General features: G+C 68.9%; 24 protein-coding genes. 11 read left to right on the plus strand and 13 right to left on the minus strand.

Features of this window, described 5'->3' with window-relative positions; translation table 11 throughout:
* Together WBL05_RS11520 and WBL05_RS11525 are read right to left on the minus strand one after the other, a co-directional pair.
* On the minus strand, positions 1-638 hold a 638-nt coding region (locus tag WBL05_RS11520; protein ID WP_424226057.1), incomplete at its 3' end, for a general stress protein.
* Positions 639-728: 90 nt separating this feature from the next.
* Positions 729-1658 (minus strand): HpcH/HpaI aldolase/citrate lyase family protein, encoded by a 930-nt coding sequence (locus tag WBL05_RS11525; RefSeq protein WP_424226058.1) that lies wholly within the window; start codon positions 1656-1658, stop codon positions 729-731.
* A 102-nt stretch (positions 1659-1760) separates the two neighbouring features.
* On the opposite strand from WBL05_RS11525, the gene WBL05_RS11530 reads away from it, so the two are divergent.
* The 3 genes from WBL05_RS11530 to WBL05_RS11540 all read left to right on the plus strand — a co-directional run bounded on the left by WBL05_RS11530 (position 1761) and on the right by WBL05_RS11540 (position 4853).
* Positions 1761-3044, plus strand: a complete 1284-nt coding sequence (locus tag WBL05_RS11530) for a magnesium transporter MgtE N-terminal domain-containing protein (protein WP_424226060.1) — start codon at positions 1761-1763, stop codon at positions 3042-3044.
* Positions 3037-3585: a DUF1003 domain-containing protein gene (locus WBL05_RS11535; RefSeq protein WP_424226062.1), complete on the plus strand. Its 549-nt coding sequence runs from the start codon at positions 3037-3039 to the stop codon at positions 3583-3585. The genes WBL05_RS11530 and WBL05_RS11535 overlap by 8 nt, the downstream gene beginning before the upstream one ends.
* A gap of 83 nt (positions 3586-3668) precedes the next feature.
* Positions 3669-4853: an Mrp/NBP35 family ATP-binding protein gene (locus tag WBL05_RS11540; RefSeq protein ID WP_424226063.1), complete on the plus strand. Its 1185-nt coding sequence runs from the start codon at positions 3669-3671 to the stop codon at positions 4851-4853.
* A gap of 15 nt (positions 4854-4868) precedes the next feature.
* Here WBL05_RS11540 and WBL05_RS11545 read toward each other — a convergent pair whose 3' ends face one another.
* Both WBL05_RS11545 and dapA read right to left on the minus strand, forming a co-directional pair.
* Positions 4869-5345 carry a sec-independent translocase gene (locus WBL05_RS11545; protein WP_424226065.1) on the minus strand — a complete coding sequence of 159 codons (477 nt, stop codon included), beginning with the start codon at positions 5343-5345 and terminating at the stop codon, positions 4869-4871.
* A 7-nt stretch (positions 5346-5352) separates the two neighbouring features.
* Complete coding sequence (gene dapA, locus WBL05_RS11550; RefSeq protein ID WP_424226067.1) at positions 5353-6234, minus strand: 4-hydroxy-tetrahydrodipicolinate synthase; 882 nt, start codon at positions 6232-6234, stop codon at positions 5353-5355.
* 80 nt (positions 6235-6314) lie between these two features.
* Between dapA and WBL05_RS11555 the strand changes: the two genes are divergently transcribed.
* Positions 6315-6959 (plus strand): O-methyltransferase, encoded by a 645-nt coding sequence (locus tag WBL05_RS11555; RefSeq protein WP_424226068.1) that lies wholly within the window; start codon positions 6315-6317, stop codon positions 6957-6959.
* A gap of 66 nt (positions 6960-7025) precedes the next feature.
* Here the strand turns inward: WBL05_RS11555 and glgC are convergent, their stop codons facing one another.
* Positions 7026-8249 (minus strand): glucose-1-phosphate adenylyltransferase, encoded by a 1224-nt coding sequence (gene glgC, locus WBL05_RS11560; protein WP_424226070.1) that lies wholly within the window; start codon positions 8247-8249, stop codon positions 7026-7028.
* Between the two features lie 142 nt (positions 8250-8391).
* On the opposite strand from glgC, the gene glgA reads away from it, so the two are divergent.
* A complete protein-coding gene (gene glgA, locus WBL05_RS11565) occupies positions 8392-9585 on the plus strand; it encodes a glycogen synthase (RefSeq protein WP_424226072.1) in 1194 nt (397 codons plus the stop codon).
* Positions 9586-9684: 99 nt separating this feature from the next.
* Here glgA and WBL05_RS11570 read toward each other — a convergent pair whose 3' ends face one another.
* The 3 genes from WBL05_RS11570 to dapE form a co-directional block, all read right to left on the minus strand.
* Complete coding sequence (locus tag WBL05_RS11570; protein ID WP_424226074.1) at positions 9685-9855, minus strand: DUF3117 domain-containing protein; 171 nt, start codon at positions 9853-9855, stop codon at positions 9685-9687.
* A 73-nt stretch (positions 9856-9928) separates the two neighbouring features.
* The gene (locus WBL05_RS11575) at positions 9929-10336 is read right to left on the minus strand and encodes a DivIVA domain-containing protein (RefSeq protein ID WP_424226075.1); all 408 of its coding nucleotides are present in this window, start codon (positions 10334-10336) and stop codon (positions 9929-9931) included.
* Positions 10337-10386: 50 nt separating this feature from the next.
* Positions 10387-11463 (minus strand): succinyl-diaminopimelate desuccinylase, encoded by a 1077-nt coding sequence (gene dapE, locus WBL05_RS11580; RefSeq protein WP_424226076.1) that lies wholly within the window; start codon positions 11461-11463, stop codon positions 10387-10389.
* A gap of 82 nt (positions 11464-11545) precedes the next feature.
* On the opposite strand from dapE, the gene dapD reads away from it, so the two are divergent.
* The 3 genes from dapD (at position 11546) to WBL05_RS11595 (ending at position 13865) form a co-directional block, all read left to right on the plus strand.
* Entirely contained in the window at positions 11546-12517 is a 972-nt protein-coding gene (gene dapD / locus WBL05_RS11585) for a 2,3,4,5-tetrahydropyridine-2,6-dicarboxylate N-succinyltransferase (protein ID WP_424226078.1), read from the plus strand.
* A gap of 3 nt (positions 12518-12520) precedes the next feature.
* Positions 12521-13405 carry a hypothetical protein gene (locus tag WBL05_RS11590; protein WP_424226079.1) on the plus strand — a complete coding sequence of 295 codons (885 nt, stop codon included), beginning with the start codon at positions 12521-12523 and terminating at the stop codon, positions 13403-13405.
* 64 nt (positions 13406-13469) lie between these two features.
* A complete protein-coding gene (locus tag WBL05_RS11595) occupies positions 13470-13865 on the plus strand; it encodes an MmcQ/YjbR family DNA-binding protein (RefSeq protein ID WP_424226081.1) in 396 nt (131 codons plus the stop codon).
* Here the strand turns inward: WBL05_RS11595 and dapC are convergent, their stop codons facing one another.
* The 3 genes from dapC to WBL05_RS11610 all read right to left on the minus strand — a co-directional run bounded on the left by dapC (position 13866) and on the right by WBL05_RS11610 (position 17263).
* A complete protein-coding gene (gene dapC, locus WBL05_RS11600; protein WP_424226082.1) occupies positions 13866-14972 on the minus strand; it encodes a succinyldiaminopimelate transaminase in 1107 nt (368 codons plus the stop codon).
* Positions 14969-15289: a ferredoxin gene (gene fdxA, locus WBL05_RS11605; RefSeq protein ID WP_424226084.1), complete on the minus strand. Its 321-nt coding sequence runs from the start codon at positions 15287-15289 to the stop codon at positions 14969-14971. Before fdxA ends, dapC begins: the two co-directional genes overlap by 4 nt.
* A 186-nt stretch (positions 15290-15475) precedes the next feature.
* A complete protein-coding gene (locus tag WBL05_RS11610; protein ID WP_424226085.1) occupies positions 15476-17263 on the minus strand; it encodes a VanW family protein in 1788 nt (595 codons plus the stop codon).
* 137 nt (positions 17264-17400) lie between these two features.
* Here WBL05_RS11610 and fumC point away from each other — a divergent pair, with 137 nt between their 5' ends.
* The 3 genes from fumC to WBL05_RS11625 all read left to right on the plus strand — a co-directional run bounded on the left by fumC (position 17401) and on the right by WBL05_RS11625 (position 20903).
* Positions 17401-18804: a class II fumarate hydratase gene (gene fumC, locus WBL05_RS11615; RefSeq protein ID WP_424226086.1), complete on the plus strand. Its 1404-nt coding sequence runs from the start codon at positions 17401-17403 to the stop codon at positions 18802-18804.
* Positions 18805-19000: 196 nt separating this feature from the next.
* Positions 19001-20479 (plus strand): sodium/proline symporter PutP, encoded by a 1479-nt coding sequence (gene putP / locus WBL05_RS11620; protein WP_424226088.1) that lies wholly within the window; start codon positions 19001-19003, stop codon positions 20477-20479.
* Positions 20480-20516: 37 nt separating this feature from the next.
* Positions 20517-20903: a globin gene (locus tag WBL05_RS11625; protein ID WP_424226090.1), complete on the plus strand. Its 387-nt coding sequence runs from the start codon at positions 20517-20519 to the stop codon at positions 20901-20903.
* Positions 20904-20909: 6 nt separating this feature from the next.
* Here WBL05_RS11625 and WBL05_RS11630 read toward each other — a convergent pair whose 3' ends face one another.
* A complete protein-coding gene (locus WBL05_RS11630; RefSeq protein WP_424226092.1) occupies positions 20910-21587 on the minus strand; it encodes a response regulator in 678 nt (225 codons plus the stop codon).
* Positions 21584-22732, minus strand: coding sequence for a sensor histidine kinase (locus tag WBL05_RS11635; protein WP_424226094.1), 1149 nt, complete (start codon positions 22730-22732; stop codon positions 21584-21586). The genes WBL05_RS11630 and WBL05_RS11635 overlap by 4 nt, the downstream gene beginning before the upstream one ends.
* Between the last annotated feature and the right edge of the window lie 304 nt (positions 22733-23036).

The following is a 23036-nucleotide window of genomic DNA, read 5'->3' on the forward strand; positions in this document are numbered from 1 at the left end:
CCCCAGCCGGGCTGCCCGGACGCGGCGGCCTGGCTCGGCTGCTGACCATACGGCGGCGGCATGCCACCCAGGTCGACCTGCTGGTCCTGCTGTTCCTGGCCGGACGCGAGCCCCGCCGAGGTGGTCATCTCGCGCTGCCTGGTCTGGTGCGGGGCTCCCCCACTGAGCAGGTGCCGGGCCCGGTCGGCGACCTCGGCCTCGGCCAGCACCTCGTAGTGGGTCGCGATGATCGCGGTAGTCGAGGTGTAGTCGCGTTCGCCGCCGCGCATCCGGTACTGCAGGGCGGCCATCAGCATGCCGACGGCGCCGAATCCGAGGATTGCGATCATGAAGACGGTGAACAGGCTGAGTCCGGGCTGCAGGATCCACAGGAAGATCGCAAACATGCCGGCCCACATCGCGCCCTGCACGAAGCCGGCGAACAGCACCTTGCCCCAGGTCATGTTGCCGGTGACCTTCTCGACGCTCTTCAGGTCGGTGCCGACGATGGCCAGGTTCTCGACCGGGAACTGCCGGTCGGCCAGGTAGTCCACCGCACGTGCCGCGTCGGAGTACTCGTCGTAGATGGCGACCGACATGGGACGCTTCAGCTTGAGCACGCCACGCGGCTGGGCCGAGGGGAACTGGTTCATCGACATGTCTGCCACCTCCGGTTTCAGCCTATCGCCCGACGCTGTCAGGTAGCTGTGCGCCGGCAACTGGCCAGCGCAGGGGGCGGCCAGCCCGGCTCAGCGGCGGCCCGCCTTGGCGAGGATGGCCTGGGCGACCTTCACCCCGGCCTCGTCCACCATCTCGTCGTCGACGACGATCGCGCCCACCGCGCCCCCGGCCTGGTCGGTCGCCTGGGCGTAGGCGGCGATGATGCGTTCGGCGCGCTCGACCTGCCGGGCGTCCGGGGTGAAGATCTGGTTGCCGGCCTCGACCTGCGACGGGTGCACCACCCACTTGCCGTCGTAGCCCAGCGCGGCCGCCTTGGCTGCCGATGCCCGGAAGCCCGGCAGGTCGCGGATCGACACGTAGGGCCCGTCGATGGCCTGCAGCGAGTTGGCGCGGGCGGCGACCAGGATCCGGGCCAGCACGTAGTGGAAGGCGTCGGATTCGTAGCCGTCGATCTGGCTGCCCACCGACAGCCCCCGCATGCCCATCGATGCCATGAAGTCGCCCGGCCCGAAGACCAGCGTCTCCAGCCTTGGGCTGGCCGCGGCGATGGCGTCCACCCGCTGCAGCCCCTGGGCGTCCTCGATCTGCACCTCCAGCCCGATCCGGCCGACCGGCAGCCCGGCGGACGCCTCGGCCTGGCCGAGCACCATGTCGAGCGCGATCACCTGCTCGGCCGAGCGCACCTTCGGCAGCACGATCGCGTCAATATGGCCACCGGCGCCGCCGACCACCTCGAGGACGTCCTGGGTGGTCCACTGGGTGTCCCAGTCGTTGACCCGCACGGTGATGGCGGGGCCGTCCCAGCCGCCCTCGTTGAGCGCGGCGACGATGGTGCCGCGCGCCTGCGCCTTGGCTGCGGGCGCCACCGCATCCTCGAGGTCGAGGAAGAGCGCGTCGACCGGCAGTTCCCGGGACTTGGCGATGAATCGTTGCGAGCTGCCGGGCACCGCTAGCACGGTGCGGCGGGCGCGGATGGGACGTGGCTGGCTGGCATTCATGGCAGACATCCTAGGGACGACCACCCTGCGCGCGGACCGCTGCGTAGCCCCGGTCGGCAAGCGGTGCGGCAGGGGTTCCGGGCGGGGCCGCGGGGCTAGGCTGTGCCCGTGGTCAACAGCGCACACTCGGTCTTCATCAGCCGCCTGCAAGGGCTGCAGGTGCTGGACGCGTCCGGTGACCAGGTGGGCAAGGTGCGCGACGTGGTGGTGCAGGCCCGGCTGGCCGGACGGCCCCGGGTTCGAGGCCTGGTGGTGGAACTTTTCGCCCGACGCCGGATCTTCGTCCCGATGCTGCGGGTGCACGCGATCGACCTGAACCAGGTCTCCATCGTCGGTGTCGTCGACACCCGCCGGTTCACCAAGCGGGCCTCCGAGGTGCTGGTGATGGACGACCTGTTCGACCGCGAGATCCAGCGGGACGGCCGGAAGGCCAGCATCTTCGACGTCTCGATGATCGAGGTGCGCAACCGCGAGTGGGAGCTGTACGAGGTGGCGCTGCGCGACATCCCGAGCACCCGGCGGTTCGGGCTCACTCCCAAGGGCCCGATGGTGATCGTGCCGTGGTCTGCGGTGGCCGGCGAGGTGCTGGACGCCGAGCAGAGCACCGACAGCAAGCTGGCCCAGCTGGCCGACATGAAGCCCGCCGACGTCGCCCGCGAGCTGTACGAGATGGACCCGGAACGCCGCGCCGAGGTGGCCAGCGCACTCGACGACGAACAACTCGCCGACGCCTTCCAGGAGCTCCCCGAGGACGAGCAGGTGGACCTGCTACAGGCCCTGGAGAAGGAGCGCGCCGCGGACGTGCTCGACGAGATGGACCCCGACGACGCCGCCGACCTGATCAGCGACCTGCCGACCGAACTGGCCGAGGAACTGCTCAGCCGGATGGAACCGGAGGAGGCCCAGGACGTCCGCAACCTGCTGAAGTACCCCGAACTGACCGCCGGCGGCATGATGACCCCCGAGCCGGTCATCCTCGGCGCCGACGACACCGTCGCCAAGGCGTTGGCCAAGGTGCGCCACCAGGACCTCACCCCCGCGCTGTCGTCGATGGTCTTCGTCACCCGGCAGCCGCACGACACCCCGTCCGGACGCTACCTGGGCGGCGTCCACCTGCAGCGGCTGCTGCGCGAGCCGCCCAGCCTGCAGATCGGCCAGATGATCGACAACGACCTGCAACCGTTGCCGCCAAACGCCGGCATCGGGGAGGTCAGCCGCTACTTCGCCACCTACAACCTGGTCATCGCGCCGGTGGTGAACCCGCAGAACCAGCTGGTCGGGGCAGTCACCGTCGACGACCTGCTCGACCACATGCTGCCGCCGGACTGGCGCGGCGACCAGATGGAGGGCTCGGGCGAACCGGACGCGGAGGTGAACCATGGCTGAGGCACAATGGCCGCCCGACGCTGAACAGCTCAGCACGCCGGGACGCCGATCCGGCTTCCGGTTGCGCAAGCTGCGGTTCGACCAGGAGTCGTTCGGCCGGTTCGCGGAGTTCATCGCCCGCTACATGGGCAGCCCGGCGTTCCTGATCTGGATGTCGGTCTTCATCGCGGTCTGGCTGTTGTGGAACACCCTCGCCCCCCGCGAGATCTGGTTCGACGAGCACCCGTTCATTCTGCTGACGCTGATGCTGTCGATAGAGGCCGCGTACTCGGCGCCGCTGATCTTGCTCGCCCAGAACCGCCAGGAGGCCCGCGACCGGTTGAGCTTCGACGAGGACCGCCGGATCTCCGCCCAGAGCCGGGCCGAGATGGACTTCCTGGCCCGCGAGATCGCCTCCCTGCGATCCAACGTCGGTGAGCTGGCCACCCGCGACTTCGTGCGCAGCGAGATCCGCGACCAGCTGCGTGACCTGCTGGAGGAGCTGGACAACGCCACCGCCGAGCGCCGGTCGGACCCCGACGAGGCGTCCGAGCCACGTTGAGGGCAGTCCCGGCACGGCCACCTCGACCGGTGTCCGCCAGTTGACCCAACTTGAAAATCGACCCTGCGTTCGCGTAGGCAGGAATGGTGACCACCACCAATCTTCCAGACGCCGCGCTCGCAGCGCTGGGCAACGTCATTGATCCCGAGATCCGTCGGCCGATCACCGAGCTGGGCATGGTCGACCGGCTCGAGGTGGACGACGTAGGCACAGTGCACGTGACCGTCCTGCTGACCGTGGCGGGCTGCCCGCTGCGCAACACCATCGAGTCCGACGTCCGCAAGGCACTCGGGAGCGTCGATGGCGTCACCGGGGTCAACCTGACCGTGGGCGCGATGAACGCCGAACAGCGGGCCGCGCTGACCAGGAAGCTGCGGGGAGACCGCCCCGAACCGGTCATCCCGTTCGCCCAGCCAGGCAACCTGACCCAGGTACTCTCGGTGGCGTCCGGCAAGGGCGGGGTCGGCAAGAGCTCGGTCACGGTCAACCTGGCGCTCGCCCTGGCCAAGATGGGCCGCAGCGTCGGCATCCTGGACGCCGACATCTACGGTCACTCGGTGCCCGACCTGCTCGGCATCGACGACGACGCGCGACCCACCCTGGTCGACAGCATGATCATGCCGGTCCCCGTCGAGTTCCAGGCCGCCGACGGCGCCCAGGCCGTGGTCAAGGTGATCAGCATGGGCATGCTCAAGGAGTCCCGCGACCAGGTGATCGCCTGGCGCGGCCCGATCCTCGACCGGGCGCTCACCCAGCTGCTCAGCGAGGTGTACTGGGGTGACCTCGACTTCTTCCTGATCGACCTGCCGCCGGGCACCGGCGACGTGGCCATGTCCATCGGCCAGAAGCTGCCCGGCAGCGACCTGGTGGTGGTGACCACCCCGCAGCCGAGCGCCGCCTGGGTCAGCGAACGGGCCGGGACGATGGGCTCGATGATGCACCAGAACGTGATCGGCGTGATCGAGAACATGAGCTGGTACCAGACCACCTGCCCCCACTGCGGCCAGGACCACCAGGTCGAACTGTTCGGCAGCGGCGGCGGTCAGCAGACCGCGGACGGCCTCACCGACCGGCTGGCCCGCGAGGTACCGCTGCTGGCCCAGATTCCAATGGAGGTCGCGATGGGGGCCGGCAGCGAGTTCGCCGCCCCGATCGTGATCAGCCAGCCGGGCCTGCCGGCTGCCCAGGCGATCACCGGGCTGGCCGAGCGGATGGCGGCGGCGCGTCCGTCGCTGGTCGGCCGGCCGCTCAACCTGACGGCCAGGTAGCCCGGAGGATCTGGCTCAGGTCGCTTCCGGGTCCCACGGGACGGAGGGCGCCGACGCAATGGCCGCCTGTTCGGGCTCGCCCTGATCGACATCCCCGGCGGCCGCTGCCGGCTTGGCCAAGCTTTCGCCGATCACCGACCTGACGTCGGCGTTGGCCGCCTTCACGTCCCCCACCGAGCCGGCCAGCTCGGTCCTGACCCCGTCCAGCTCCTTCTTGATGCCGTCCAGGTCGTCCTGCACATCGGCGAGCAGGTGCTTGTGGACGAACGTCTTCGGGTTGAGGTCGGAGATCGTCAGGTCCTGATACTCCGGCCCCAACTCCTGCTTCAACTGGTCGGTCGCCTGGTTGGCGAACAGCCGCACGGCGTGGACGACGCGGGCGGCCCTCCGGCTGATCTCCGGTAACCTCTCTGGACCGAAGAAGATCACCGCGAGCACCAGCAGCAGCGTGAACTCGCCCCACCCGATGCCCAGGAACTCGTGCGGGACCATCAGCTGCTCACAGGTCAGCGGCGTCCAGGATCGCGCCGAAGGTTCGGGCCTGCTGCTCCGACGCCGGGCGCAACGGGCCGCGCAGACCGCCGACCGGGAAGCCCTGGTGGGCCAGACCGGCCTTGACCATCATCACGCCCTGGGTGGCGAAGACCCCGGTGTAGACCGGCAGCAGGGCGCGGTAGATCCGCAGCGCCTCGGCCGCGTCGCCGCGCAGCCAGGCCTCGATCAGCTCGGCAGTGCGGCGTCCGGAGAAGTGGGTGGACGTGCCGACCACCCCGACCGCGCCGATCCCGAGCAGCGGCAGCAGCTTGGCGTCGTCGCCGGCGTAGTAGTGCAGGTCGGTGGCCGCCATCACCTGGGCGGACGCGACGATGTCGTTCTTGGCGTCCTTCACCCCGATGATGTTCGGGTGCTCGGCCAGGGTGATCAGCGAGGCCGCCTCGATCGGCCGGCCGGCGCGATGCGGGATGTCATAGAGCACCATCGGCAGGTCGGTAGCCCCGGCGACGGTCTGGAAGTGCTCGACCAGCGCGTCCTGCGGGGGCAGCGAGTAGTACGGGGTGACCGTCAGCAGGCCGTCGGCGCCGGCCTGCGCCGCCTGCCGGCACAGTTCGATGGTGTGGTGGGTGTCGAAGGTGCCGACGCCGGCCAGTACGTTGGCCCGATCACCAACCGCCTGCTTCACCACCCGGACCAACTCCGCCTTCTCGCGGTCGGTGGTGGTGGGGGCCTCGCCCGTGGTGCCGTTCACCAGCACTGCGTCGTTGAGCTGTTCGTCGACAAGTCGTGCGGCGAGCTGCTCGGCTCGGGCCAGGTCGACCCCGCCCTCTTCATCGAAGGGGGTCACCATGGCTGTGATCAGTCGACCAAGAATGGGTTCGGTCATGTCCCCATGCTAGGCAATCGGGCCAGTTGGCGCCGACCCGGTCCGTCCCGACTCGCCGTGGTGGACGCTAGGCTGAGCCCGTGAGTGCAGCCTTCCTTCTCAACCAGCGTTCGCTTGCCTACGCAGAGGACTACGTCCCGACTCCCGACCCGATCCGCGTCGCCCGCGACGAGGCGATCACCAGCGGGGCGCCAGCACCGTCCAATGGGCTGACCACCGCCCTGACCTTCCTGGCCAGGGTGCTGGACGCCAGGGCCGTCGTCGAGGTCGGCACCGGCGCCGGCGTCACCGGGCTGGCCCTGTTCCAGGGCATGAACGAGAAGGGCGTGCTGACCAGCATCGACCCTGAGGTGGGCTGGCAGCTGACGGCGAAGCAGGCGTTCCAGGCCAACCGCATCCCCTCGCAACGGTTCCGGCTGATCGCCGGGCGTCCGCTGGAGGTGTTGAACAACCTGCGGGACGGCGCCTACGACATCGTCCTGGTCAACACCGAAAAGCTGGAGTACGTCGAGCACGTGGCGCAGGCCGAGCGGCTGTTGCGACCCGGCGGTCTACTCCTGCTCAACGACGCCCTGTGGCGAAACCTGGTCGCCGACGCCGAGGACGAGTCTGACGAGTCGGTGATCATCCGGGAGGCACTGGAGTCGATCAACGACTCAGAGGTGTTCACCGCCTGCCTGCTGCCGATCGGTGAGGGCCTGTTGGCGGCGGTCAAGAGCTCGTGACGCTGAGCGGCGGCGCTGGCGCCGAAGGCCCAACGCCGCCGGACCGGCTGGCAGGGGTGGGGTCGACTAGACTTGTTCGACCTTGGTGTTCTTCGGGACGACGGTGACGCCGTTGTCGGAGATGTGGAAGCCGCGGGCTTCGTCCGCCTCGCGATCGATGCCGACGTGCACCCCGTCGGGGACCACGACGTTCTTGTCCAGGATGGCGTTGCGCACCACGCAGTTGCGGCCGATCCGCGAGTTGTGCATCACCACACACCGATCCACCGAGGCGTGGTCCTCGACGCGCACACCCGGGCTGAGCACCGAGTGGTCGACGTCGCCGCCAGAGATGATGCAGCCGTTGGTGACGATCGAGCTCTCGGCGGTGCTGTGCAGGGTGAACTTTGCGCCCGGCAGTTGCGGCTGCTGGGTGAGGATCGGCCACCGCTGGTTGTACAGGTTGAACTCGGGAACGACCGAGATCAGGTCCATGTGGGCGTCGAAGTAGGCGTCGATGGTGCCTACGTCCCGCCAGTAGTTGCGGTCCTTCTCGGTGGCACCGGGGACCTGGTTCTCGGTGAAGTCGTAGACCGCGCACTCACGCTGCGCCACGAAGGCGGGGATGATGTTGCCGCCCATGTCGTGCTTGGAGTCGGCGTTCTGGCCGTCGAACTCAAGCATCTCGACGAACTGCTTGCGGCTGAAGATGTAGTTGCCCATCGACGCGAACGACTCGTCCGGGGAATCGGGCAGGCCGGGCGGGTCGGACGGCTTCTCGAGGAAGCGCTCGATGACGCGGTCGGAACCGGCGTCGATGATGCCGAAGGCGGATGCCTCCGAGCGCGGAACCCGAATCGCCGCCACGCTGGCGGCCAGGCCGGAGTCGATGTGGGCGTCGAGCATCTGCCGCACGTCCATACGGTAGATGTTGTCGGCCCCGAACACGACGATGTAGTCGGGGTTCTCGTCGTTGATCAGGTTCATCGACTGGTAGATCGCATCGGCGCTGCCCTGGAACCAGTGCGGACCGCGACGCTGCTGGGCCGGAACCGGGGTGACGTAGTTGCCGAGCAAGGTCGACATCCGCCATGTGATGGAGATGTGGCGGTCCAGGGAGTGGGACTTGTACTGGGTGAGCACTGCCACCTTGGTGAGGTTGGAGTTCACCATGTTCGACAGCGCGAAGTCGATCAATCGGTAGGTACCGCCGAACGGCACTGCCGGTTTGGCCCGGTCAGCGGTGAGCGGCATCAACCGCTTGCCTTCGCCACCCGCGAGGACGATTGAGAGCACTTTGGGTTCAGCCATGGGATGAACTTATGGCTTTGGCGGGTCGAGTGCCGCGGATTCGGCAAAATGCCTGCGGCTCCGCCGGCGTCAACCGGCGAAGTGGGAGCTAGTTTTCCGGCAGTCTCGGCCGGTGCGGGCCACCGTGTGAAACCATCGGGGCATGCGCGTTTCAATCCTCACCCGTGAGTACCCGCCCCATATCTACGGTGGGGCCGGCGTCCATGTCGGTCAACTGGTCCCTCAGTTGCGCAAGTTCTGTGATCTGGTCGACGTCCAGTGCATGGGCGAGCCCCGCGAGGGCGCGACGGCCCACGCCGAGGACTACCCCGAAGGCGCCAATGCTGCCCTGCGGACCCTGGGCGCCGATATCTCGATGGCCGCCGCCATCCCGGAGGTGGATGTCGTGCACTCCCATACCTGGTATGCGCAGTTCGCCGGCATCATCGCCGGCCAGTTCCAGGACATCCCCACTGTCGTGACCGCCCACTCACTCGAGCCGGACCGGCCGTGGAAGGTCGAGCAGCTCGGTGGTGGCTACCGGGTCTCCAGCTGGATCGAGAAGACCGCCTACGCCAACGCCGACGCGGTGATCGCGGTTTCGGCCGCGATGATCAACAACATCAAGGCCGCCTACCCGTTCGTCGAGGACGACCGCATCCACGTGGTCAAGAACGGGATCGATCCCGAGGAGTTCAAGCCTGATCCCGACACCGACGTCATCAACGGCCTGGGGGTCGACCTGTCGAAGCCGATCGTCACCTTCGTCGGCCGCATCACCCGCCAGAAGGGCATGGTGCACCTGGTGCGGGCCGCCAAGATGCTCGACCCCGACACCCAGCTGCTGCTGTTGGCCGGTGCACCCGACACCTCTCAGATCGCCGCCGAGTTCGAGAAGGCCTTCGCCGAGCTGAACGCCAGCCGCAGCGGTGTCACCTGGGTGCAGGAGATGCTGCCGCGGGCGTCGGTGCGTCAGGTGCTCACCCACTCCACGGTGTTCGCCTGCCCTTCCATCTACGAGCCGTTGGGGATCGTGAACCTGGAGGCGATGGCCTGCGAAGTTCCCGTGGTTGCCTCCGCTGTGGGTGGCATCCCCGAGGTGGTCGTGGACGGCGAGACCGGGCTGCTGGTGCCCTACGATCCCGGCCAGGCCGGTGATCCGGAGTTCGTCGCCAACTTCGAAAAGACCTTCGCCGACAAGTTGAACGAACTGACCCGCGACCGGGATCGCGCCCGCCGGATGGGCCTGGCCGGCCGGCAACGCTGCATCGACGAGTTCAGCTGGGAGAAGATCGCCCAGGAAACCGTCGAGGTGTACCGGGCAGCCATCGCCCGCCACCAGGCGAAGCAGGGCTGAACCCCGGGCGGCAGCCGGCCGCCCGGGACCCCACAACCAGGAACGCCCGGGTCAGGAACTCCTGACCCGGGCGTTCGCCCCTTTGGAACCTGGTAACAGCTACTCCCCGACGACACCCTTGAGGCACTCCAACAGGGATGAGGCCTCGGCTGCGTTCAACTCGACGACCAGACGTCCGCCCCCATCGACCGGCATCCGCATCACGATGCCGCGGCCTTCCTTGGTGACTTCCATTGGTCCGTCGCCGGTACGCGGTTTCATCGCTGCCATTGCATCCTCGTTTCTTTCGTCCGACAACCCCTCCATTATTCCGCATGAGGTTCCAATGGCGGGGCAGAACGGGTCAGGGGGCGGTGGGCCAGCCGTTGGGCACCGGCCCCAGGTAGCCGGCCGGTACCCCGGATCCACGCGGGGTCGAGCTGGAATCGCTCTGGGGCCGGCCCGCAAGTTCGGCGGCGGCTGCTGGTTCCGGCGTGTCGGCCGCTGCCTCGGTGTCGGCCACGGCCTCGGTGTCGGCCAGTTCGCCGGCCACCCGGTCCAGCAGTGCCTCCACCTGCGGCATCGAGTAGCCGCGGGTGACCACCGCGAACCGCACGTCCTGCAGGTCGGACGCCGCCAGTGGGCGGTCGGACGGCAACGCGGGGACCGGCCGGTCGTCCACCGGTGGTGCGAGTTGACCCAGCCGTCCCAGCCCGGCCAGGACGGCGAAGAAGATCACGACCACGATCAGCGCGGCGAAGACCCAACCCATGTCCCAAATGTTCGCACACCCAGCCAGCCGACCCGCCGGCCACCGCACCGCTACGCAGGTGGCGCGAGCCAGCGCTGCAGCGCGTCCCGGCAGCTCTCCAGGTGGGCCAACGGGCAGCATTCGTCCACCTTGTGGGCCATTGCCGGGTCGCCCGGGCCGAAGTTGACCGCCGGCATCCCCAGCTCGGAGAAGCGGGCCACGTCGGTCCAGCCGTACTTGGCCCGCGGCACACCACCGACGGCGCGGACGAAGTCCGCGGTGGCCGGGCGGTCCAGGCCCGGGCGGGCGGCCGATGACAGGTCGCTGACCACCAGTTCCCAGTCGGGGAGCCAGTTCCTGAGCTGTTCCAGCGCCTGGTCGGCGGTCTTGTCGGGGGCGAACCGGTAGTTGACCTGCACGGTGCACCAGTCGGGCACCACGTTGGGTGCCAGGCCGCCGCTGATCATGGTGGCGTTGACGCCCTCGCGGTAGACCAGCCCGTCGACCGGCACCTCGCCGACCTCGATGCTGCGCACCCGTTGCAGCACGTCGGCCATGTCGTGGATGGCGTTGTGCCCCAACCAGCCCCGGGCGCTGTGGGCGGCGACGCCGGTGGTGGTGATGTCAACCCTGATGGTCCCCTGGCAGCCACCCTCGATCTGCGCGCCGGTCGGCTCCATCAGTACCGCCAGGTCGATGCCGGCGAACCAGTCGGGGTGGTTGGCGGTCAGGCGTCCAAGGCCGTTGGAGATGACCTCGATCTCCTCGCAGTCGTAGAAGACCCAGGTTATGTCGCGGTTCGGCGCGGTGAGCCGACGAGCCAGCCAGACCATCACCGCCACCCCGCCCTTCATGTCGCAGCTGCCGCGGCCGTGCACCACGATTCCCTGCGGCCCGGTGGTGATGCTGCTGGGCAGGTTGCCCGCCACCGGCACGGTGTCGAGGTGACCGGCGATCAGGACGCGCTCGGCGCGTCCAAGGTTCGTCCTGGCCAGCACCGCGTCGCCGTCGCGAACCAGCTCCAGGTGGGCGCAGCCGCGTAGTGCCTCCTCGACGGCGTCGGCCAGCTCCCGCTCGTTACGGCTGACCGATTCGATGTCGACGATCGAACGGAACAGGTCGAGCAGGTTGTCGGTGGGCAGCGCCATGGCCGACAGCCTACGCGGCGGCGGCTCGTGGCGTGATCGTCGACGGGCCGGGGTGTCGGCGTCCCCCGTTACAGTTGACTGCATGACTGAGCAGGAAGCTTTCGAGCAGGACGACCCCACCACCGCACCAGGGATGTCGGCGTGGGGCTGGGGGCTGGCCAACGTGCACCTCAGCGGTGAGGTGCTGGACGTCTGGTACCCCGAACCTCGGCTCGGGCAGCCCGGTTCCGACAGCCAGCCGATGGCCATGCTGCGGGCCCACCGCATCGCCGATGACACCCGCGGCGTCGCCACCGAGATCGTCCAGACCGTGATCGAACTGGACGCCCCGCCCACCTCGACCGCCGACGCGTACCTGCGGCTGCACCTGCTCAGCCATCGCCTCCGCAAGCCGCGCAGCATCAACCTGGACGGCATCTTCGGCGTGCTGCCGAATGTCGTCTGGACGACCGCCGGGCCCTGCCACGCCGAGTCCTTCGAGTCCATCCGCGCCACCCTGCGCGGTCAGCGCGGCGGCCTGAACGTGCTGGCGCTGGACAAGTTCCCCCGCATGCTCGACTACGTCGTCCCTGGTGGAGTGCGGATCGGTGACGGTGCGCGGGTGCGGCTGGGCGCGCACCTGGCCGAGGGCACCACCGTGATGCACGAGGGCTTCGTGAACTACAACGCCGGCACGCTGGGCCGTTCGATGGTTGAGGGACGCGTCAGCCAGGGCGTGATCATCGGTGATGGCAGCGACATCGGTGGCGGGGCGTCCATCATGGGCACCCTGAGCGGCGGTGGCACCGAGATGGTGTCGATCGGCCGCGGCTGCCTGCTGGGCGCCGAGTCGGGCCTGGGGATCTCGCTGGGCGACAACTGCGTGGTCGAGGCAGGGCTGTACCTGACAGCGGGGACGAAGGTGCGGCTGCCCGACGGCGAGGTGGTCAAGGCCCGCGCGTTGAGCGGCGCGTCCGACCTGCTGTTCCTGCGGGACTCGCAGTCGGGGGCAGTCATCGTGAAGAGCCGCAGCGACCGGCAGGTGGAGTTGAACGCTGCCCTGCACAGCAACTGACCGATGGCACGCGCCACCGGGGGCGGCCGTTCGGGCCGGATCGGCGGCTGGGTGCTGGCGCTGGTCGCCATCCTGGCGCTGGCAGCGGTGATCGCGACGGTGACCAGCTGGATCATGCGGTGGGGGTCGCGGACGCCGGAGCCGTTGCTGCCGCCGCAGGGCTGCACGGTTTCCGTCGACGGGTTCGGCAGCTACCTGACCTGGGAGCAGGCCGGCAACGCGTCCATCATCGTCGGGGAGTCGATCCGGCGGGGCCTGCCCGCCCGGGCTGCCACCATCGCACTGGTCACCGCCTACCAGGAGTCCGACCTGCGGAACCTGGACTACGGTGACCGCGACTCGATCGGACTGTTCCAGCAGCGGCCGTCGCAGGGCTGGGGGACGGTGGAGCAGATCATGGATCCGTGGTACTCCTCCGGCAAGTTCTACGAGGTCCTGGTTCAGGTGCCCGACTGGGAGAACGGGGTCATCAACGACGTCGCGCAGGCGGTGCAGCGCTCCGGCTTCCCCGACGCCTACGCCCAGCACGAGCCGAAGGGACGCGCCTGGGCGAGCGCGTTGACCGGTCACTCCCCCGCCGCGGTCAGTTGCATCGACCGCAGCGGCAACCCAGCCGACGCGGCCGTGCTGACCGACTACGCCGACCGGGTCTGGGGCGGCTCGGTGTCGGTGGCGGTCAACGAGTTGGGCGCCGTCGAGTTCGCCGGCGACTCGGAGCTGACCACCTGGTCGGTGGCGCAGTTGTCGATGTTGCGCGGCTCGCCGGCCGGGTTGGTCTCGTTGCAGGCCGACGCCCAGTTGTGGACGAACTCCGAGACCGACTACGCCGCCTGGCAGCCGGCCGAACCGGCTGGCGCCCCGGTGGTGGCCATCCTGCGCACTGAGTAGTGGCGTCTGGTTGGGCCGACTGCCACACTGGTGGGTACTCGGTGCACCTCCGGCAGGAGCCAGCATGCCCCACCCGCAGATGTTCGAAGACGATGACGAGATCCTGGCCCGGGTCCGGGCGATAGCCCTCCGGCTGCCCGAGGCGAAGGAGAAGGTCGCGCACGGCCGGCCGTACTTCTACACCACCAAGGTCTTCACCAGCTACGGCGCCTGGTCGAAACAGGAGGACGCCCAGCACCCGCAATCAGTGCTGCTGAAGCTGGACGAGTCGGAACGCCAGGCGCTGCTGCAGCGTCCCGGGGCGTTCGTGCCCGGCTACTGGGGGCCGTCCGGCTGGGTCGGACTCGACCTGGACGAGACCACGGACTGGGAAGAGGTGACCGAGCTGATCACGGAGTCGTACCTCCAGACCGCGCCTGCCCGGCTGGCCAGGCAGTTGGCCGAATCCCTTCGCGACTGATCAGCCGCCGGCCAGCCGACCTGCGGCCGCGTCGACGCGCTCGTCGGTGGCGGTCAGCGCGATCCGGACGTGCTGCTCGCCCGCCGGGCCGTAGAAGTCGCCGGGCGCTACCAGGATGCCCCGCTGCGCCAGCCAGGCCACCGTGTCGCGGCAGCCCTCCTGGCGGGTGGCCCACAGGTACAGCGACCCCTCGGAGTGGTCGATCCGGAACCCGGCCCCGGTCAGCGCGCTGGTCAGCACTGTGCGCCGCCGCAGGTAGCGGGCGCGTTGCTCCTCGACGTGCTGCTGGTCGCCCAGGGTGGCCGCCATCGCTGCCTGCACCGGAGTGGGCATCATCATCCCGCAGTGCTTGCGGACCTCGAGCAGTTCGCCGACGGCGTCGCCGTCGCCGGCGACGAAGCCGGCCCGGTAGCCGGCCAGGTTCGACCGCTTCGACAACGAGTGCAGTACCAGCAGGTTGGCGGTGGATCCCTCGCACAGGTCGGGGCGCAGCACCGAGGCGGGCTCGACGTCCCAGCCGAACTCGCCGTAGCACTCGTCGCTGGCCAGCAACGCCCCTTGTGAGCGGGCGAACCCGATCCAGCGCTTCAGCAATGGCTCAGGTGCGATCGCCCCGTGCGGGTTGGCCGGTGAGTTGATCCAGATGAGCGAGGGGCGGCCCTCGACCGCGTCCGGGTCGTCGCACAACTGGATCTGGCAGCCTGCCAGCCGGGCACCCACGTCGTAGGTCGGGTACGCGGTGGTCGGGATGACGACCAGGTCGTCGGGACCGAGTCCCAGTTGCTGCGGCAGCCCGGCCACGAGTTCCTTGGTGCCGATGGCCGGCAGCACGTTGCGGTCGGTCAGGCCCTGGGCCGCCCACCGGGTGCCCAGGTAGTCGACGATGGCGGCGCGCAGGGCCGGCGTGCCCCAGGTGGTGGGGTAACCGGGTGCCTGGGACGCCGCCTCCAGGGCCCGTCGGGCGACCGCCGGGGTGGGGTCGACCGGGGTGCCGACCGACAGGTCCACGATGCCGTCAGGATGCGCGTCCGCGGTGACCCTGGCCTGGTCGAGGGTGTCCCAGGGGAATACGGGTAGCTTGGCCGAGACGCGCGTCCAGCGGCTCACTGGTTCTGCGGCGGCAGGGCGGCGACGCGCGGTTCGTCCTTGTCGAGTACACCCATCCGGGCGGCTCCGCCGGGCGATCCGATGTCGTCGAAGAAGCGGACGTTGATGTCGTACCACTCGGAGTACTCGGTTGGCAGGTCGTCCTCGAAGTAGATCGCTTCAACCGGGCACACCGGTTCACAGGCCCCACAGTCCACGCACTCGTCGGGGTGGATGTAGAGCGCCCGAGGCCCCTCGTAGATACACGAGACGGGACATTCGTCGACACAAGCGCGATCCTTGACGTCAACGCACGGCAGGGCAATGACGTAGGTCATCGGCAATCTCCTGTTTTGTCGTTGGCCCTGGCTCACCAGGGCCGGGACGACTTGAACTCTATACCCGCTCGGCAGGTAAACCGAGTGATCGTTCGGTTGGTGGGAGGCGGCGTCCCCGCCCCGGCACTCGGGCGTCCAGTCAAAGGTTCGGGCAGGCCCGGTCACCTCGTCGGTCAGAACCAGACATCAGCGGCAGATGATCCGGTCGACCGGTGAGTACCGCCAGAAGTAGTCCTCGGTGGTGGTCTGCCCGTCGAGCACCAGGATGCGCTGGTAGTAGACGTCGAACCCCTGCGACGGGCTCTGCGGGATGCAGCCCGGTCGGCTGCTGACCTGCTCACCGCCCATGGTGTAGTTCGACAGCACCGGCTCTGAGGCGGTGACCGAGTCGAAGTACTGGGTCGACCAGACCCGGACGGTGATCGAGCCGCTGTTGCCTGGGCTCGACGGCGAGATGAACGCCTCCATCAGCACCCCATAAGGGGTGTCGTTGCGGAACTTCAGGTCGAGCACACCTTCGTAGACGGTGGCCTCGCGACCGGGCGGGTACTGGCTGAAGTACTGGGTGTGCGGGTGGTGCTCGACATCGGTCATGCCGGCGAAGAAGGCGGCGTTGTAGGTAGTGGTGGCAGACTGCGAGACCCCTCCGCCGACCACGTTCTCGATGTGGTCGCCGACCAGCACGCCGCCGGAGACATACCCGGTGGACGCGTTGCGTGGCCCGGTGGCCTCGGCGAGGCTGAACGTATCACCGGGCTTGACCAGTTCGTTGTTGATTCCCGCCGCGGCCAGGCCGAGGTTGGTGTTGTGGTACTCGGTGTGGTTGAAGTAGGTGGTGAACTCCCCCACCACTTCGCGGATGCCCAACGCCTCGGCCTGCTCGGTGGTGAAGTCGGGCGAAACGGTCTTGACCTCGAGGTCGACCTGCCTGGGCGCCGGCTCATTGATCACCGATTCCACGCCGGCGGCGAAGTCGTCCCTGGTCACTGACTCGCCATCGGCGGCCGGGACCAGGACGGGTGCGCCGCCGCTCATCTGCCAGGTGGCGTCCCGCGGTGCGACGATGGTCAGCGCGGCCACCACCTCGCTGGCGGCGTCGTAGAGCGCGGCATGGTCCACGCTCACCGTGACCCGGCCGTCGGCCTCGGCGACGGTGGTCACCTCGGCGATGTCGGCCGGGGTGATCTCGGCCGAGGCGGTCTCGGTGGAGACCGTGATGGGTTGCAGCACGGTGTCCAGTTCCTCCGCGACGGTCTCGATCTCGGCGTCGGTGATGGCCGGCTCGGTGATCTCCAGATCAGCGGCCACCTGGTAGGGGCCGCGCGGCCCGTCCACGGGACGCCGCACCGCCTCGCTGAACGCGGCAGCGACGGCGTCGGCCGTGCCATCGACGGCCATCTCGGTGCCGGTGACCATCGGCGCCCGTTGCACCTCGCCGCCGTCGGCGGAGATCCGGGCGTCCTCCGGTTCCCGGGTGAAGTCCGGGGCGACCTGCTCGACCGCAGCCACCAACTGTTCGCGGTCGACCTGCACGACGGGTGCGGTCTGTGCGCCTCCGGTGAGCACCTTGACCAGCACCCGCGGGTCCCAACTGCGTCCAGCCCCTGCCCGGTGCACGGTCGCCCGGTAGTCGACCGCCAGCCCGGCGTCGGTCGGGTCGATGGTCGCCTGCTGGCCGGGTTCACCGGTGATGGTGACCGGTTCGCGGTCACCGGGGCCGAGTTCGGCGGTGAGGAGTTCGGTGGCCTGCTGCACACCAAGGCCGCCGATGTCGACGCCGTTGACACTGGCGTTGCGCGGAGCGGAGTCGCTGGCCACGAAGTGCGCGACGACGTACCCGGCGCCAAGCAGCGCCAGCAGCCCCGCCACCAGCCAGGCGGCCAGGCGCACGCCCCGGCGTCCCGGCTGGCCCCCCGTCGCGGCTGAGTTCTCGACGAGCGATTCCTGCGCGTCCGGCGGCACGCTCTGTGACATCGCTGTGGCCTTTCCGTGGGGTGCCCTGACCTGCTCGTCCATGGTATTGAATCCTCAGCGTCGCACCGGAAGCCCTGTTGCGACTGGAGATCAAGGGGTCCCGGCGCGTCCAACGGCCCCGTCGCTAGGCTTGGGCCATGTCACGCATCGAATCCGATTCCATGGGGACGATTGAGGTTCCCTCCGAGCGCTACTGGGGAGCACAGACCCAGCGCAGCCTGCAGAACTTCGACATCGGCCGACCCACCTTCGTCTGGGGCCGTCCGATGATCAAGGCGCTCGGCGTGCTCAAGAAGTCGGCCGCTCTCGCCAACGCCGAGTTGGGCGAACTGCCTTCCGAGATCGCCGGTCTGATCGAGCAGGCAGCCGAAGAGGTCATCGAGGGCAAGCTCGACGATGACTTCCCATTGGTGGTCTTCCAGACCGGCTCGGGGACCCAGTCGAACATGAACTCCAACGAGGTCATCAGCAACCGCGCGATCGAGATCGCCGGCGGCGAGATGGGCAGCAAGAAGCCGGTGCACCCCAACGACCATGTGAACCGCGGGCAGAGCTCCAACGACACCTTCCCGACCGCGATGCACATCGCCGTGGTCACCCAGCTCAACGAGAAGCTCTACCCCGACGTCACCAGGTTGCGCGACACCCTGGCCGCCAAGGCCGATGAGTACACCGACGTCGTCATGGTCGGACGCACGCACCTGCAGGACGCCACTCCGGTCACCCTCGGCCAGGTCATCGGCGGCTGGGTGGCCCAGATCGACTTCGCATTGGACGCCATCCGGCACGCCGACTCCCGGGCCCGGGAACTGGCTATCGGCGGCACCGCCGTGGGTACCGGGTTGAACGCCCATCCCGAGTTCGGCCAGCTCTGCGCGAGCAAGATCAGCGAGCAGACCGGCATCGAGTTCGTCCAGGCGGACAACCTGTTCGCGGCGCTGTCGGCGCACGATGCGCTGGTCGAGGTGTCGGCCGCGCTGCGGACGCTGGCCGGTGCGCTGATGAAGATCGCCAACGACGTGCGCTGGTACGCGTCCGGCCCGCGAAACGGCATCGGCGAACTGAACATCCCCGAGAACGAGCCAGGCAGCTCGATCATGCCGGGCAAGGTGAACCCCACCCAGTCCGAGGCCATGACCATGGTCGCCACCAAGGTCTTCGGCAACGACGCGACCGTCGCCTTCGGCGGATCGCAGGGCAACTTCCAGCTCAACGTGTTCAAGCCGGTGATGGCCTGGTGCTGCCTGGAGTCGATCCAGCTCATCGGGGACGCCTGCGTGTCGTTCAACGACCACTGCGCGGTCGGCATCGAGCCGAACCTGGCCCGCATCCAGGCCAACCTCGACTCCAACCTGATGCAGGTGACCGCGCTGAACCGGCACATCGGCTACGACAAGGCGGCCGCGATCGCGAAGAACGCCCACAAGAAGGGGCTTACCCTCAAGCAGAGCGCGCTGGAGTCCGGCGAGCTCACCGAGGAACAGTTCGACCAGTGGGTGGTTCCGGTCGACATGACCCATCCGAGCGCCGCACAGGGCTGATCGACAGGTACCCCAAGTCCGCAGGGCCATCCCGTTCCGGTTGACTTCCGGCGCGGGATGGCCTTTCGGGTTGCGCAGCCACTAGGGTAGGCGACACGGCGTCGCATTCTGCGGTCACTGCAGAGCCCGCCCAGCAAGTCGCGCTAGATTGCGAGGGCCGCCGACGTGGGCGGCCCGGCCGGAAGGACGACCGTCAATGGACGCAGACCAGATCTTCAAGCTGATCGCCATCATCATCTACTTCGCGGCGATGATCGCGATCGGGCTTTGGGCGAACCTACGTACCAAGGACCTCAGCGACTACATGCTCGGCGGGCGAGGCCTACCTCCATTCGTGGCGGCGCTCAGTGCCGGCGCCTCCGACATGTCCGGCTGGCTGATGCTGGGCCTGCCCGGCGCGCTCTACGTCACCGGCCTGGCGGACGCCTGGATCGCGATCGGGCTGACCGTTGGGGCCTGGCTGAACTGGAAGTTCGTCGCGCCGCGGCTGCGCACCTATACCGAGGTGGCCCAGAACTCGATCACCATCCCGTCGTTCTTCGACAACCGGCTGAAGGACCGGTCCCGGATGCTGCGGGTGGTGTCAGGGTTGTTGATCCTCACCTTCTTCACCTTCTACGTCTCCAGCGGCATGGTCTCCGGCGGTGTCTTCTTCGAGAACTCGTTTGGTTCGAGCTACCGGGCGGGGATGCTGATCGTGGCGGGCGTGACGGTGCTCTACACCTTCTTCGGCGGCTTCCTCGGCGCCTCCTACACCGACATGATGCAGGGCCTGCTGATGATGACCGCCCTGCTGCTTGTTCCCATCCTGGGCATTTTCGCGGTCGGCGGTCCCGCCGGCATGGTGGAGAGCGTCACCTCGGTGAACCCCAACGCCCTGTCGCTGATCGCCGGCACCACTGTGGTGGGGGTGGTCTCCGCCCTCGGCTGGGGGTTGGGCTACTTCGGGCAACCGCACATCATCGTGCGCTTCATGGCGCTGCGCTCGGCCGCGGACGCCACCGCCGGACGCCGGATCGGCATCGGCTGGATGGCCCTGTCGATGATCGGGGCGATCTTCACCGGCCTGATCGGACTGGCCTACTTCACCCAGCATCCCGAGCTGACCCTTGCCGACCCCGAGGCCGTCTTCTTGGCCATGACGCAGATCCTGTTCCACCCGCTGGTCGCCGGTTTTGTGTTGGCCGCCGTGCTGGCGGCGATCATGTCGACGGTGTCGTCGCAGCTGGTCGTGTGCAGCTCTGCGCTGGTCGAGGACCTGGCGAACATGATCCTCAAGCGTGACATCAGCCCGCGCAACCAGGTCTGGTTGGGCCGCCTCGGTGTGCTGGTGGTCGCGCTGATCGCGGGGGCGCTGGCCTGGACGCAGAACGACACCATCCTGGCCCTGGTCGCCTTCGCCTGGGCCGGCTTCGGAGCGGCCTTCGGCCCGGCGGTGCTGCTGTCGCTGTTCTGGCGCCGGTACACCGCGGCTGGCGCGCTGGCCGGCATGATCGCCGGCGCGATCGTCGTGTTCACCTGGCAGTACACCCCGTGGAGTTCGCTGTACGAGATCATCCCCGGCTTCATCGCCAATCTGGTCATCGGCATCACGGTCTCGCTGGTCACCCCCGCCCCCGACGTGGACGAGGAGTTCAGCCAGGCGCAGCAGCTGGCCAAGGCCGGCCGGTTCTGATCCGACCCAGCACGGCGTCCATGGCAGCATGGACGCCGTGACCGCATCCTTCTACGACCGCGTTGGCGGTGAGCAGACCTTCCGGGCCCTGGTGGATCGGTTCTACCAGGGGGTCGCCAACGACCCGCCGCTGCGGGCGCTCTACCCGGAGGAGGACCTGGGCCCGGCGTCCGACCGGCTGCGGCTGTTCCTGGAGCAGTACTGGGGCGGGCCGCGCACCTACCAGGACACCCGGGGCCACCCGCGGCTGCGGATCAGGCACGCGCCCTACCGCGTCACACCCACCCAGCGTGACCGTTGGCTGCGTCACATGCTCGCCGCCGTCGACTCGCTGGACCTGCCGGCCGCTGAGGACGCCGAACTGCGCGAGTACCTGGTGCGGGCCGCGGACTTCATGGTGAACGCGCTGGAGGCTGAAGGCTGACCGGCCTCAACCGGGTGGCCGGACGCCACCGCCCGGCTGCACCACGCCGTTCTCGTAGGCGAGGATCACCAACTGGGCGCGGTCCCGGGCGTCCAGCTTGGTCAGCAGTCGGCTGACGTGGGTCTTCGCCGTCGCGTAGCTGATGGTCAACCTCTCGGCGATCTCGGTGTTGGACAGCCCGGCGGCGACTGCGGCGAGCACCTCGACCTCACGTTCGGTCAGCGTGCGCAGGCTGGGTGCCGGTCGGGCAGCCGGGGCACCGCGCCGGAACTCCTCGATCAGCCGCCGGGTGGCGTGCGGCGCCAGCAGCGACTCGCCGGACGCCACCACCCGGATCGCGTCCAGCAGTTTGTCGGGTTCGGTGTCCTTGGGCAGGAATCCACTGGCCCCGGCCCGCAGTGCGGCGAACACGTTCTCGTCGTGGTCGAAGGTGGTCAGCACCAGCACCCGGCTGCCGCCGGTGGCCGGGTCACGGGCCAGCCGCCGGGTGGCCTCCAGGCCGTCGATGCCCGGCATCCGGATGTCCATCAGCACCACGTCTGGGTGGTGCTCGCGGACCAGGATGATCGCCGCCAGCCCATCGGCGGCCAGTCCGGCCACCTCGAAGCCCGGTTCGTGCCGCAGCAGCACTGCCAGTCCGTTGCGCACCAGGGCCTCGTCGTCGGCGATGACCACCCGGATCATGTCTCCTCCTGTCTGGGCAGTCGCGCCACCACCTGGTAGCCGCCGCCGTTCGCCGGGCCGAAGGTGACGGTGCCGCCCCACGACTCCACCCGCTCCCGCATCCCGCGTTGCCCGGCCGCGACAGCGTTGCCCTCGGCCGGTCCGCGGCCGCGGTCGCTGACGCGGAGCTCCACCTCGTCGGGTGCGTAGCTGATCCGCAGCCAGGCCCGGTCGGTGCCGGCGTGCCGCACCACGTTGGTGAGCGACTCCTGCAGCACCCGATAGGCAGTCAGGTCCATCGCCTCCGAGAGCTGCCACGGCTCACCGCGCTGCTCCAGTTCCACCTGCAGCCCGGCGTCGGCCAGGTCGCTGACCAGTTCCGGGACGGCCGCCAGGCCCGGATTTGGATTGGTGGCTGCCTGCGGGTCGCGAACCGCGCCCAGGATCTGGCGGACCTCGCGCAGCGATTCACGGCTCCGTTCGGCGATCGCCAGCAGCGCGGCCTTCGCCTCGGCTGGGTCGGTGTCGACCAGCTTTGCCCCGACCCCGGCCTGCAGCGCGATCACGCCCAACGAATGCCCCACCACGTCGTGCACCTCACGGGCGATCCGCAACCGTTCCTCGGTCAGCGCCGCCCGCGCCTCCTCTCGCTGTACCAACTCGGCCAGCGCGGCCCGCTGGGCCTCCAGCCCGGCGGCGGCACGGTGGATGCGGGCGGCGCGGCCGAACACGAACGAGCCGGCGAACAGTGCCAGGTTGGTGGCCAGCTCGCCGGGCGGCATCCGTTGCGGCGCCGCGATCGCGATGGCCAGCAGGATCGCGGTGGTGTAGCCAGCGCCGGCCAGGACTATTCGGACCGGGCGGTAGGCCGCCACCGTGTAGGCCATCAGGAACAGCCCGGCGCCGATCACTGCGGTGCTGAGGCCGAGCAGGATCATGACCAGGACCAGTGCACCGGTCACGACCAGGGCGAGCAGCGGGATGGCGCGTCGGGCCGCGTAGCCGCCGGCCACCACCACCATCAGCAAGATCTGCAACGCGGGGATCGACTGCCGGGCCGCCGCCTCGGCGAGCAGGGACGCGGCCAGGATCCCCAGGGCGAGGACCGCGTCCAGCAACCAGGGCCGTTCCCGGTCCAGCTGCAGCAGACCCTGCCAGGTGGTCATTGCCGAAACGTAGCCGACCTGCCCGGATGCCACAACGACTTCTGGCGGTACGCAGGCGTACACCTGGGGAGGTATCGGGGCCTCGGCCTACATCTCGGGAGCTCGCTGAAGACCGTGCGCGGGCCGGATGCTCCGCCGCGGCCATCGGCGCAGGCTGTTGCCATGACCACCACAATTGGATCTACCAGCGTCGGCCCTGTCACCAGGCGCTGGCCAGGCCTGCTCCTCGGAACCCTGCTGGCAGCCGCCGCCGGCGTGGCCGCCGGCCTGCTGCAACCGCTCGGACCAATCACCGCCGCTGGGG

This window comes from Brooklawnia sp. (genome assembly GCF_049651565.1).
GTDB lineage: Bacteria > Actinomycetota > Actinomycetes > Propionibacteriales > Propionibacteriaceae > Brooklawnia.